We start from the raw sequence: 13,336 nt of genomic DNA on the forward strand, positions 1-13,336 counted from the left end.
CTACCATTATAATTCGTTATTCATTTTTCCAACTCATTATGGATGCGCTTACAGTGGTTGGATAACTGTTTTTTTACAGATAAATCATTCATGATCTCTGAAGCTCTATATGTATAAGTTATAAAATTTCGTTGTTTATGAGCTAGATGACTATACATTCGATAGATTTTTCTACGGTAAGTTTTTGATTCATTTCGTTTAGCTTTATTTTTTGATGCTCTAATTTTGGAAATCAAACGTCGATAATAATTCGATAAGCTAGATGACCTGATCAATATTTTTTGACCATCGTATATAAATCCAAGATACTGTAGGGGCTTATCAATGTTAGTACCTACGTTGATGGCTCTCAATTCACCTGAAATACAAGTAAATTTTATTTTTTCAACCTTACTTGGATTTATCTTTAACTCTTTTCCTCCATGATTAAGCAATAGCTCTTCAATAGTTTTATAAACATCGCTCATTTCTATGTTTTGAGGAAAAACTAAAATAATATCATCACAATAACGCCTATATATTCCACCAAAATTATTCGCTAACTCACAACAATATTTGTCAAAGTCCAACATATAAATATTTGAAAGTATGGCAGACATAGGAGAACCTTGAGGAATTCCATATCTTTTCCCATCTATTTTTTTTGGTTTCTGGATTAGATATCTAACAACACCATCAGCATTAGTAACTTTTTTTTTTCGAATGCTTCGAAAATCATCTAGGGCTTGGTAAGGCTTGCTAGTTTTTTTTCTCAAAGGATTTGTAGTTTTTTCACCTTTCTCTTTTCTTTTTGACTTATCGGGCCATCCTAAAGCAACCAGAGCTTCTTCTATATCTAAAAATGAGTAATTAGTTAATGATTTAAAAACAATATAATGATCTTTAGATAAGCAAGGTACGCCATTAACACGCTGCCATTGTTCTTTCAGAATTCCATGATCTAAAGTATCAAAAAAGCTTGATAGATCAATTGTGAGTACATTACATTCTCTTATTTGACTGATCCAATCAAAAATCTCTTTAGCAAATTCAATGTTTGATTTACCCAATGCGCGATAGGCTAATACTGAGTTTTGTAGAGGAGTATCTTTTATGAAATTTTCATATTTTTCAGTGAGAAGATGTGAATAATAGGCATAAATATAACCGTCTTGGTTAGCTGCATATCTTAAAGGTCGTTTTTTAGCGGCTCTACGACTTAAACCATTATGACTTTTAATTTTTCGTGTACGTTGTTCAAATCCAATAAAAGGTAAAAACCAATGTTTAGCTACATTATCTGGCTGAGCGACAAGAGAATAAGCGGCTTGAGCATCAAGTGGTGTATCAAAATGAATTCTTGATTTAGGAATTTTCTTATTCTGAACTCTTAGAATATGTTTTTTATCATAGATTTCATTTTTATATTTTTCAAAATTCAATGCTAATCCCTATTTAGCAGATCCGTAAGGGCTTGTGTCGCGTCTCACGTTACGCCCTTACGGAGTCTTTAAACTTTGATCTGAAAATGTTCTTACTTCTTCAAATCCAGCACTAATTTTACCGAAAAACATCCTCGGATAACGCATTAACTTAATATGCTATACTATTGGAGCTAGTATGATGAACAACTGTGTACTGATACTATTGGAACAACTTACAACCTTGATGGTTCAGTTCTTTATTACAATATTTCTCAATAAACTGCTGGACAGTTCAAACTGCATCCCTCTGCGAGCTGGATAGTCCACTCCAAAGGCATAGTAAATTTACACAAAAAATTTATTAAAATCAATACATAGTTTTATTACTATCTTTTGAGAATACCGCTATCTCAACTCAATCTCTTTCTTAAACTTATTGTATTGATAACTCATAATCTGCCCATTTACTAGCAACTCAACAGCTTGCTGAATTACTTGTAAAGGTGCAATAAACCATTCTTTCGGTTGATGATTTTTACCATCTTTATCTGCGACCAATAAATCAAGGCAAGATTCACCGAAGAAAGCATGTAAGTAATATTCAAACTTCTGCGGATTAATATTGAAAGCTTGATATTCAGCAATGACTTCAACATCAGCCATCAAATAAGTAGGCTCTTTTTTTGCATTCGCAATACGTTTTTCAACAGTTGTTGTGGCGAAACCAATTTTGTAAAGATGATCGTATGATTGGATACGTGGATCTGTACTTTTAGATTTCAGAATATAAATATAGCCTGTCGATGTATCATCTTCAGTGATACCACTAAAATTAGTATAAAAGTTAGAGTTTTCTTGCTCATTCGTTTCTGAAACAATGCGCCCATCTTTATACAATGCTTTAGCCAATGAGCGATAAAGCATAGTTGATTCGGTGCCATTCTCAAAGATAGTACGGGTACGCCCATCTTTACGGAAACGCTTACCATCAACTGTTTTCGCTTCAGAAGTAAAATTAATATCTGCTAGATAAACTAATAAGCCGTTTAAAACATAGTAATTACCTTCAACCAGTTGATAACCCTTATCGTTGAACGGTAACAGCTTACGTTTCCCTTCTCGAAGCTCTCTGTGAACATCTTTAAATAAATGCTCAAACTGATCAAAGTCCTTACAACGTTTACGTTTAGCAACTTCATCTGCTGCTGCACGTTGGATAGGTACATGCTTAATTTTAAAGATGTCACCATCTTTACCATCATCAAGCAAACCTAGATCATCATCGTTAAAAATATCTTCAAGTGATTTAATATCTGACATATCTTTAATCCTGATGTTGTGGCAGCAAATTATGTTCATCATAATCTGCTAAAGCCATGTATTGCTCTGGATTGGTTTGAATTGCTTCTAAACGGCTCGCAAGCATAAACTCAGAAATGTTTTTCATATCCTTAGCAGGTACACGCCCATGCTGTGTCACAAAATTATTAATTTCATTAAATTTTGAGACCAATTGTTCATCAGCCGTTAGACCAGACGTCTTTTTCTTTACGTTTAAAAGACCTAAGTCATCATCAGCAATCATATCTTGAAGCCAGCTAAAATCTTCCACGTATTACACTCCAGCTCGTCTACGTTGCTCACGAATATAAATTAGGCATTCAGCTAATCGTTTTTCAATTAAGTTGTTTGATTCTAGACTAGGCTCACGACCAAACTGAACTTTGAAGGCTTTTAACTTAGGCCATAGCTCAATGGCTTCTTCTTGAGTCATGGTAATTTTAGTTGCTTCGATTGCCTCCTTAATCAATTTTAGTACATTAACTGTGACTTCTTTTGATAGGATTTCAAAAGCTTTTTGGAATGGATTCACAGACTGAATTAAATCAATATTCAGGTCTTCGATATTGATAAATTTATCCGCCATACGAATAAATTTTTTATCACCAACTTCTTTGACTTCTGCTGTGCTAATCACTGAGTCAACGACTAAATATTGACTCACTTCTTCAAGTTCAGCTCTCGATAAGTCAGGATATTTTGTTTGGATAATCTTAGGGATAAGGACTTTATTCACCACTTCAGGCTCAACCTTACCTGCTGAACCTGCAATCACTTTAGCATCTTGAAGAATCGCTGCTTTTAGGTCCACAAGATCATTTTCAATAATAGCCTTTGTTTTTGCTGTACTTGGTTCTTTAAAACCTTTGATCGTAAGCGTACCTGATGGAACAATATCCTCATCATCACGTTTGGTTTTAAATTTGAAGTTTGGTGCGAGTATTTGTTCCATTAATAAAGATGCAGTAATTGCTTTCAGCATATTGTTTACTGCAAATTTAACTTCAGTATCCTGTGCATCAGGTTGAGCAATAAGATTAGTAAATTGCGCATGTGATTTGTTCGAGCTATCTCGTGTACAACGTCCCACAATCTGCACAATTTCAGTCAAAGATCCACGGTAACCAATCGTTAAAGCATGTTCACAGAATTGCCAGTCAAAGCCTTCCTTCGCCATACCTAGGGCAATAATAAGATCAAGATCATCTACGGTTTTAATGTTACGCAGATATTCAACAACTTTATCACGGCCATCTTCTTCAACGAGGTCTGCTACTTTTAATATCTTACCATCTGCACGTTTAACCGTGATAATTCCAGTATCAGGATCTTTAGCGACAAATTCACCAATGATTTCGAGGATCGCATCCACCTCATCATATTTATCTTTGGTTGATTCACCTGAATTTACGTTTGGAATATGAATGATGGTTTTTTTATCGGTATCTAGTACTTCTGCAATTGCAATAATGCCTTCATCATCTTTTACAAAGTAACGTCCTTTATAGAAGTGATAACCAATGCCTAATGACTTTAAATAGCTATAGCCATTGAGTTGTTCGTAATAGTTAAAAGAAACTTTATCAAACTTCGCTTCATCTTCAGGCGTAAGTACAGGAACGCTATCGCCACGGAAGTATGAACCTGTCATCGCAACAATATGAGCCGAGGTATTGTCCATTAAAGATTTAAGAACAGTACCTAGAATATTGTCAGCATCGGCTGAAACATGATGGAATTCATCAATTGCCACTAATGTATTATCAAATACATGATCTTCAAGCTCTTCAAAGGCAAATCTTAGTGTGGCATGTGTACATACTAAAATTTGATCTGTACCTTCCATAAAACGTTTAAAGGCTTTTACTTTGCTTTTATCGCCACCAGCAGTACATAAATTATTTTCAGGTTTGATGTCCCAATCTGCAAAAAAGCCACTTTCGCTCAGCTTCGTACTGGCAAATGAACCACCAATAGAGCGTTCAGGTACAGCTACAATAACTTTGCTCAACCCTTGGTTGTGTATCTTGTCTAAACCCAAAAACATTAATGCACGAGATTTACCTGATGCGGGTGGGGCTTTTAAGAGTAAATACTGACTATTACGATATTCGAAGGCGCGAGCTTGCATAGCTCGCATCCCCATATTATTAATTGAGGTACTTTCCCCAGTTTGTTGATAATTTACTTCTACAATATTTTTCATAGTAGTTCACTTATTTTGTCATTTTAATATAGTTTAAGAATAGGACACGTAATCGGTCTTCATCTGATTTAAACGGGCTAGCTTTATACAGTTTCTCGACTTGTATATCATTTTCTTCATGAGCTTCTTTCAAGTCATTTGGCATTAGATCTGGATCGTATAAGTCTGCCAATGTTAAATGACTATAATTTTCTCTGATAGCTAAAATATTAATAGCAGTTAAAGTTAACTTTTCTTTCATTTGAGCATCAATTTTAGGCACTGGGAATGTGTTATAAACAATAGAAGCAGAATATCGATAATCTGTTTTTAATCGTCCTCCAACAATTTTCACCCATTGCATATGCATTCGAGAAGTTAAAATTGAAAACAACCAAGGCTCAGCATCATAGATTGCTAAAGCGGAGTCTGAAATAATATTTTCTTCACCTAAAAAACCGATAGGTATATATTCTCGTCTTTCCGAGGAAACTCTAGGCATAATAATTGCTGAACTGTATCTATATCTATTTTCAGCAAATGCATAAGGAGTATTAGCTAATTCTTGAGTAGCCTCACGATCACTAGAGAGTCGATGTTGTTTTACGGATTCAAATCTAGTGTTGAAGAATGGAATTTTATTTAGTTCCTCATACCCTAATTGATCCGTCCAGATACAGTAGCGATCAATTCCTCGAATAAACTCAACGGAACCAAGAACTTTTTTAATATATTTCATTGCTTGAGGGATTTGTTCTTGAATTAGTGTTTTTTCTTCATTCGTTAAGAATAAATTTCCCCCATCATTCGCCATACTGCCAAATGACATTTTAGGTATGTTTGAAATAGGTTTGCTCTTTTTTTCAATGAATATATTTGGTAGGTTAATTAAATAAGGATTTATATGATCAACAGTTTCAATAACTTCATCTGAAATTAAATATTTATTTTTTATATTTTCTGATGAAGCCATGCCAATGATAGCTACTGTAACCCCAGCATTACTTCTTGCATTGTTCGACCACTTAAATGAAGTATAGGCAAAAGATATTTCTATACTATTTTGTAAAAGCTTAGGCCATAAAACAGATACTTGTTCACCTTGAGTTATTGAATTCGTAGTAACAAACGCTAGTTTCGCCTTAGAGGCAGAGATCATCTCTACACCTTTTTTAAACCAGCAACTAATATAATCAAGATTGTTACTACCTTTTAATGATCCAAAAAGTGATTTAACATCATTTTTTTGTGCTGTAGTTTGAAGACGAGCACCTAAGTATGGTGGATTACCTAGGATATAAATTTCACCATCATCACCACAGACATTGATCCAATTTTTAGCTAAAGAGTTTCCTTGAATAATTTGACCAGCTTGTTTTAAAGGCAAGGAAGGAAGGAATGCCCCAAACTCATCTTTAAACATTATATTCATCTGATGTTCAGCTAACCATAATGACAAAATCGCTATTTCATGCGCAAAATCATCAATTTCTATCCCATAAAATTGAGAAACCTGAATTACTGAAAATGGTTTTGAAGGTTGACCTGTTTTTTCTAGTTCTAATTCTTGAATACGTTTTAAAAGCTCCATTTCAAATTTACGAAGCTCTTTATACGCAATAATAAGGAAGTTACCTGAACCGCAGGCAGGGTCAAAAATTTTAAGTTGACCTAAACGTTGCTGTAATTTTAATAGCTTATTAATGCTGTCTTGGTTTTTCTCTAATTCTTCATAGAGATTATTTAAGAATAAAGGCTCAATTACCTTCATAATATTGGGAACAGAAGTGTAATGTTGTCCCATCGTGCTACGCTGTTCAGTATGAACAACCGCTTGGAACATAGAACCAAAAATATCAGGGTTGATATCGGACCAATCTAATTCCGCACCACACTCAATCAAAATCCTACGTGATTTACCTGTGAATTTTGGAACTTGAATATCATCTTTAAACAAACCACCGTTTACATAAGGAAAATCTGCTAAGTATTCAGGTAAATCTTTTTCACGATCTTCAGGTGACTGGTTTAAGACTTTAAATAATCGACCAATTAAAGATGATAAATCTGATCCATCTTCATTGCTCTTTGATATTGCCGAAGTAAACTGCTTGTCTTTAAAAATCTCTGTATCTTCAGCGAAATAACAAAATAGCAGTCGAGATAGGAATATATTAAGTTGATGTAAGTTATTTTTATTATGTAAGTCATCTTCATCGAAATTATCTGCTTTAATTTCGTCAAAAAGCTTTGCTAATTTTTCAGCAGCCTTAACATCCGCAGGGTTTTCGCCTTGATATACGGCTTTCTCCATCCCAGCCCATGGTAAGAAGAAATCAAATTTTTTAGCTAAATCACCAAAAGGAACATCCAATGTATCTTGTGTTTTAGTATCTATGGCTAATAGATTTTTAAAATCTGTCACGATCAAGAAGCGAATCTTATTACTTTCAGTTCGCTTTTCATTCTTCATTTGGTCAATCAGACCATGTAAATCATCTTGTTTCGCAATTTTGAAATATATTTGACGCTTCCAAAAAACAGAATTTTCTTTATCTTCCGCTAAATTACGCTCGCCATTACGAACACGTCCAATAGACTGACTGCGATGCCCATAAGCTAAAAGTAATTCGTAGATAAAATCTTTGTGGGCCAACTTACCCTGAGAAATCAAGTGAATAAGTTGTTTTATATTTTCTTCAATTTGGATAATATTCATGTAGGCACAGAACCATTCAATAGCTGTCTAATATTTTATATAAATAAAAAAATATATAAATAACAAAATTTTATCCTCACGACATATTTTGTCGTCATTTATACTTACCCGATAGATAACTTCTGTTAGTTTTATTTAATATTTCAAAAATAAGGTTTTTGCTAATTTATGTGTAATACCTCATATTTATCAAAACACAACTAACCAAGACTTTAATTCACTGCACTTAAAAGCCTGGCCTTTTAACCACAAAAATATTGAAGTTATTATTTAGAAGCAATTAATAGAAAAATAAACAAATCTTTTTTAAACAAGCTACTAATAAAAATATCTCCATCGAAAATAAAGTATAAAAATTCAAAAACCATTTAATAAAGTATCAATAGAGTTAAAATACATATAGCTTACTTTTAATTTTAAAGAGGAATACAAGAAATAATTTCTTGTATTCCTGTTATAAGATTGGGAGAACCAAGTTGATAATTTCACCCATTTCTTTGGATCTATTAATTTAAGTTTCGACTTTACTTATTTGAGCTTAGCCATTTGGTCGAGTCACAATCGGGAAAATTGAATCTGGACGTTTAAACATTGCAAAGAATTTTCCAATTTTCAGTGGATTACCTTTGACTTTACTGTCTTTAGAAAGCAGGACTTTTACCCCTTCTATTTGACCTGTAATCATTTTTAGATATAAGGGCTTGGTTAAGGTTAATGTAGGGCAATCCAATGCCAAATCTTTACTTTCATCATAACGCTTAAACTGCATGACTGAGTTTTCAACCCATAATGAAAAATGCTCTTTGGTATCCGACAAAACCAGATTGATACACTGGTTTTCATTTTTTAAATTTTCCACATCTAAATTTGTCGCCATAGCTTCAAGAAATCTTTCAGTTGGTGTATGAATCAATAAATCACTCGGATCAGAAGTATTTTGTAGGGGTACATTATTTTGTAGCTCTTGAGCGCCCACCAAAAAGAAATTACGCCAAGTTGAAGCCTCAGCAGCATAGCCCAATTGACGATAAGTATTCGCCAATAAGTCTTTTGCTTGTTGGTTTTGAGGGTTATTCAACACAATATGTTTTAAAATCTCGGCAGCCCATCTATAGTCAGCTTGAGCGTAGGCATCCCGCGCATTTTTCAATGCATTGTTCTCCCCACCTGCTAACTCAATATATTTTTTTGCAACAGCTTTAGGGGGTAATGGATCTAAATTGGAAGGATGGGCATCGAACCATCCCATATAATATTGGTATACTGCTTTTACATTATGTTTTAGGGTTCCATAATAGCCATGAGCATATAGTTTTTGATCAAGTGCCGCTGGAAGCTTAATTTTTTCGGCAATTTCAGCGCCATTAAAACCAGAGTTCATATATCTCACCGTCTGATCATGCGTGAACTTATAAACATCTCGCTGGGTTTTAATAAAATCTTGAATATTGTCATTGCCCCAGACAGGCCAATGATGCTGTGCAATCAATACATCGGATGCTTTGGCATGCTGCATTGCTTGGTCTAGATAGCCCACCCATTTTAAGGCATCACGGACTTTAGCACCCCGAAGGGTATAAAGATTATGCATGGTATGAGATAGAATTTCTGCGCCGTTATAAAGTTTCAATGATGGGATAGAGAACGTTAATTCTGCTGGTGCTTCTGAACCCGGCACGTTATAAAACACAAAATCCAAGCCATCAACCGTCATTTTCTGTTCTGGTTGAGTGATCAGTTGTGTAGGCTCAAGGATGCCCATTTTTCCCACAGCAACAGCCTTACCTAAACCTGTATCCACCAATCCTTCCGCATTTTTAGGTAGAAAAGTTCCATACATATAAGTCGCACGACGTATCATGGCTGAACCTGCCATCACATTTTCACTGGTCGCTTCTTCCATAAAGCCTTTTGGCGCAATAATTGGAGTTTTTCTAGCGTTAATTTCTTCGCTAGAAAGAACGCCTAATGCACCACCAAAATGATCGATATGGCTATGGGTAAAGATAATGGCTGAAATTTTTTGCTCACCTAAATGCTGTCTAGCAAATTTAAGTGCTGCTTCAGCCGTTTCTTTAGAGGTTAATGTATCCACAATAATCCAGCCAGTATCACCCTGAATGATGGTCATATTTGCCAAATCAAAACCACGAATTTGCCAAACTCGATCTGTTACTTTAAATAGCCCAACATTGTTGTTTAATTTTGCTTGTCGCCATAGAGTGGGATTAACGGTATTTGGTGCTTGATCTTGTAAAAAACTAAATGCATCAAAATCCCAGATAACATTGCCTTTCTCACTTTTAATTTGACCTGTTGGCTTGGCAATAAAGCCCTTTTGAGCCTGATTAAACTCAGTCATATCCTCTAAGTTATACTTCGCCTTATATGTATTATTTGATTCAATGACCGCTTTTTCTACTACAGTATTTGCTGCAAAAACAGAAAATGGCAGAATAAGCATCAATGAAACTGTTAAAAACTTAATTTTCATCTTCTTTCCTTTTTTTAAATAGAGGTGGTCCCACATGTTTGAACAACTAAAAGCTTATTTATAAGTGATACTCTGCTCTAGTTAAGCTACCTTATTTTGTTGTGGTAGCTGGTCATAGTAAAACTCATCTGGAGTCATTTTGTCCAGACTCGAATGAGGTCGTTTCAAATTATAAAATTCAAAATATGCGTTTAATTGCTTCTTCGCATCCAAAACATTGCTGTAGGCTTTGAGATACACCTCTTCATATTTAACGCTCCGCCATAATCGTTCAACCATCACATTATCAACCCATCGACCTTTACCATCCATGCTGATTTGGATGTCATTTGATTTCAATACTTCTTAAGTTTTCAAAAATTTGATTCTGAACATTTTCCTTGGGTTCTCCCCAAATATCACTTAACTTATTAATAACAGGCATGACCGATGCTGGCTGTAGCGGCTTATTCCCATTCATAACAAAAGGTCCATCTGTTTCAGTTAATATTCTATCTTTTGGTATATGACTTACAAGCAACCGACCTCTATCACTAGACAACATCCTTTGGTTAACTGAAAACCAGCATCCTTGAGCGATGGCTTTTTTTAAACCATCCTGTTTCCCTGTATACCAATGTAAAATTGGTATACCATTATTAAAATAAGTATCTAATCCATCTAAAGTCGCTTCCACAGCATTAAGACTATGTATAGTTAATATTTTAGGTGAAGAACTATTAGCTGTTTTCAAAATATGTTGGAAAACTTTACTTTGTATATTTTGATGAGCTTTCAGTGCTGATGAGCCGTCCAGACCAATCTCACCTATATACTTTGTTTCATTGATTAGTAAATCAAAAAAATCTAACTCGTCATAACGCTCATGTGCTATTTGAGGATGAAGACCAAGGGCTGTCTGAATTCGTTTATGATTTTCAGCAAGCTTCTTTGTACCAAACCAAGCTTTTGGCGTAGTTGTTACAGACAAAATATAATTTGACTCTCCACAAGCTGAGACCACAGCTTGTGGATTTTCGTATAAGTCCAAATGACAATGAAAATCGATCAACGGAAACATTAAATGTTTACACCTAAATTCTCTTTTTTTAGATACTGCTCTACTTCCGCAAACCCTCTTAAAACAGTATCAATGATTTGCTGACGTTCCTTAGGCTCTATTGGCAAAAATCCAGATTTTGCTACCCACAAATTTGTGTTTCCAGTATTTTTAATTTTGCTGATCGCCATAACCATAGACATTAGGTCATCCCTCTGCTTATCTCGTTTAATCACATCACTTAAAACAGAGTATTGATAATCAGTTAAATCTTTAAATTGGGATGCATTAAATGAGGCACGCCTAATCAAACACGGTAAGCACTTACCACATTGCACTCCTGACCTCTTCCATTTCCCACAGGATACTGTATCAGTAGCAACCTTTTTCAATAACTTTTGATCTTTACATTCGAGCATCATTTCTCCTTTGGTCTTGAACTGATAAGGATTTAATAACTCTACTGGTAAATCTATACTTGAAAATAGTTCATTTAATTTTTTTAGAAAGTATGGATGTGTTGTTCGCGTACTTAATGAACCTATTCGCCTAGGAGTAAGTGGAGGGTTAATAGAAATGAGGCCATTCTCGGGAATGTAAAGCGGTATTATCTTATTTGAATGATGGTTTTTACTCAAAGCAGTAGCGATTAAAGCTCCAAAGGGGCTACCTTTATAGGGTTAATTATGAACAGTAAATGTCAACAGACCCTAGTTACACTTATCCAAATAGTACGACGGTGGCATTGAATACTGAAACGACATATGACTGGAATGCAGAAGAAGCCACAGTTCCTGTCAACTTGACTGTGACCAAAGTGATTCGCCTAAATGGTCAGGCCATTAGTGTGGGCGGTGGTGCTCGATATTGGGTTGATGATACTGACGGCAGCCCGAAAGGTTGGGGGGCACGTTTGGTCGCATCCTTTGTTTTCCCGAAATAATCAATTGAGTCTGTATTGATTAGAGTGACATTCAATGGATTTAAACTATATGCTTGAATTCGTTGGGTACTTTTTATTTAACGAAGTAGCAAAACCAGAAGTCATACAATATGGCTTCGACTTTTGTCTCTTAACTCGGTTGGAGGAACGCCAAACCAGCTTTTAAAGTTGCGACTGAAAATAGATAATTCTGCATAGCCCAACTGTAGAGCAATATCTGTCAAATTCACATTGCCTGCATCAAGCATACGAAGCGCTTCTTTTTTTCGGACATTTTCGAGTATATCTCGATAGGTTGTTCCTTGCATTTTTAAAGCGCGCTGAAGCTTTTTCGGATGCATTCCCATACAGAGTGCGATATTTTCAATGCTGCAGTCTCCTGTCGCCATCAGCATGCGGACTGAACTCTCTATCAGTGCGGTATTGTCTTCAGTTTTGGTGCTGCTTTGTGTTTCAAGCTGCTGTACGATTAGTTGATTAATGGCATCTTCATTAAAATTATAGGGTTTATAGCTTAAAAAGCTTGCGGGAAAATAAAGCGCATCCTCATCGGTTTCAAATTCCACTGGACAGGAAAAATGTGCTTGGAAAGTTTGAGCTCCTTTTTGTGGTGCTTTTTGCTTGAAGCAAATTTTTTCTGCATGCCACTGTGGGCCAATCAAATCTTTTAAAATATTCGCGACAAGGCAAATGGCCAGTTGTGATTTTTGTGGTACATCGGTGTTGTATTCACTTAAACGCACAAAGTTCAGCTTACAGAACAGAGCATTATGTTGCGAGACGTGAAAGACAACGCCTTCAGCATGTAAATAGACATACTTTTGCGCCACGCTTAAGGCTTCAAGTATGCTCGTTTGTCGGGACATATAGACGCCAATCAAACCGATTGTGCTAATATTTTGGAGTGCGCCGAGTTTTAAACCGAAGCAGTCATCCTGACAGGCTAAGGCCGCTTTTTCCAATAAATTTAAATAATGATCATAATGAATAAATGAATCTGGATCGCGGAGTAAAGCAGGTAAAATCCCGATCTCTTTCAAGATTCCTATAGGGTTTATGCCATAACTACGGACTAAGTCTTCAAAACCGCCGAGGCTGGCTGCACGAATATAACTTCCCATTACAACATTCCGTGTTGTCCTAAAAGATCAATTTAGTGTCCTAAAAAGTCAAGCATAATTCAAGTCATTTGTTAAAGTAGGATAAGAGATT

Annotated in this window: 10 protein-coding genes and 1 pseudogene; 1 reads left to right on the top strand and 10 read right to left on the bottom strand. The window is 35.4% G+C overall.

Going from position 1 to position 13,336, the window contains the following annotated elements; genetic code table 11:
- Positions 1-20: 20 nt before the first annotated feature.
- From drt2 to G4D73_RS07200, 9 genes and pseudogenes are all read right to left on the bottom strand, one after another.
- Positions 21-1,421 (bottom strand): antiviral reverse transcriptase Drt2, encoded by a 1,401-nt coding sequence (drt2, locus tag G4D73_RS07160; RefSeq protein ID WP_071320470.1) that lies wholly within the window; start codon positions 1,419-1,421, stop codon positions 21-23.
- Positions 1,422-1,808: 387 nt separating this feature from the next.
- On the bottom strand, positions 1,809-2,723 hold the full coding sequence (locus G4D73_RS07165; protein ID WP_016803698.1) for a GIY-YIG nuclease family protein: 915 nt from the start codon (positions 2,721-2,723) through the stop codon (positions 1,809-1,811).
- Positions 2,724-2,727: 4 nt separating this feature from the next.
- Positions 2,728-3,015, bottom strand: a complete 288-nt coding sequence (locus G4D73_RS07170; RefSeq protein WP_020752787.1) for a hypothetical protein — start codon at positions 3,013-3,015, stop codon at positions 2,728-2,730.
- Between the two features lie 3 nt (positions 3,016-3,018).
- Positions 3,019-4,950, bottom strand: a complete 1,932-nt coding sequence (locus G4D73_RS07175; protein ID WP_071320471.1) for a DEAD/DEAH box helicase — start codon at positions 4,948-4,950, stop codon at positions 3,019-3,021.
- A 10-nt stretch (positions 4,951-4,960) separates the two neighbouring features.
- The gene (locus G4D73_RS07180) at positions 4,961-7,648 is read right to left on the bottom strand and encodes a class I SAM-dependent DNA methyltransferase (protein WP_076753047.1); all 2,688 of its coding nucleotides are present in this window, start codon (positions 7,646-7,648) and stop codon (positions 4,961-4,963) included.
- A gap of 538 nt (positions 7,649-8,186) precedes the next feature.
- A complete protein-coding gene (locus G4D73_RS07185; protein WP_000693745.1) occupies positions 8,187-10,142 on the bottom strand; it encodes an alkyl/aryl-sulfatase in 1,956 nt (651 codons plus the stop codon).
- Positions 10,143-10,223: 81 nt separating this feature from the next.
- A pseudogene (locus G4D73_RS07190) lies at positions 10,224-10,487 on the bottom strand (integrase core domain-containing protein); the annotation flags it as partial.
- Complete coding sequence (gene qatD / locus G4D73_RS07195; protein WP_071320606.1) at positions 10,468-11,202, bottom strand: Qat anti-phage system TatD family nuclease QatD; 735 nt, start codon at positions 11,200-11,202, stop codon at positions 10,468-10,470. The gene qatD and the pseudogene G4D73_RS07190, both read right to left, overlap by 20 nt.
- Positions 11,202-11,819: a 7-cyano-7-deazaguanine synthase gene (locus tag G4D73_RS07200; RefSeq protein WP_228305202.1), complete on the bottom strand. Its 618-nt coding sequence runs from the start codon at positions 11,817-11,819 to the stop codon at positions 11,202-11,204. Before G4D73_RS07200 ends, qatD begins: the two co-directional genes overlap by 1 nt.
- Positions 11,820-11,878: 59 nt before the next feature.
- On the opposite strand from G4D73_RS07200, the gene G4D73_RS07205 reads away from it, so the two are divergent.
- Entirely contained in the window at positions 11,879-12,124 is a 246-nt protein-coding gene (locus tag G4D73_RS07205; RefSeq protein ID WP_052690212.1) for a hypothetical protein, read from the top strand.
- A 101-nt stretch (positions 12,125-12,225) separates the two neighbouring features.
- Here the strand turns inward: G4D73_RS07205 and G4D73_RS07210 are convergent, their stop codons facing one another.
- Positions 12,226-13,245, bottom strand: coding sequence for an AraC family transcriptional regulator (locus G4D73_RS07210; protein ID WP_045796736.1), 1,020 nt, complete (start codon positions 13,243-13,245; stop codon positions 12,226-12,228).
- Positions 13,246-13,336 lie beyond the last annotated feature (91 nt).

The organism is Acinetobacter sp. WY4 (assembly GCF_018438165.1).
Lineage (GTDB): Bacteria > Pseudomonadota > Gammaproteobacteria > Pseudomonadales > Moraxellaceae > Acinetobacter.

Bases quoted from the DNA above. Each gene is read 5' to 3' on its own strand.
- G4D73_RS07175 (WP_071320471.1), bottom strand. From the start codon at position 4,950: ATGAAAAATATTGTAGAAGTAAATTATCAACAAACTGGGGAAAGTACC.
- qatD (WP_071320606.1), bottom strand. From the start codon at position 11,202: ATGTTTCCGTTGATCGATTTTCATTGTCATTTGGACTTATACGAAAAT.
- G4D73_RS07210 (WP_045796736.1), bottom strand. From the start codon at position 13,245: ATGGGAAGTTATATTCGTGCAGCCAGCCTCGGCGGTTTTGAAGACTTA.
- G4D73_RS07165 (WP_016803698.1), bottom strand. From the start codon at position 2,723: ATGTCAGATATTAAATCACTTGAAGATATTTTTAACGATGATGATCTA.
- G4D73_RS07205 (WP_052690212.1), top strand. From the start codon at position 11,879: ATGTCAACAGACCCTAGTTACACTTATCCAAATAGTACGACGGTGGCA.
- G4D73_RS07180 (WP_076753047.1), bottom strand. From the start codon at position 7,648: ATGAATATTATCCAAATTGAAGAAAATATAAAACAACTTATTCACTTG.
- G4D73_RS07185 (WP_000693745.1), bottom strand. From the start codon at position 10,142: ATGAAAATTAAGTTTTTAACAGTTTCATTGATGCTTATTCTGCCATTT.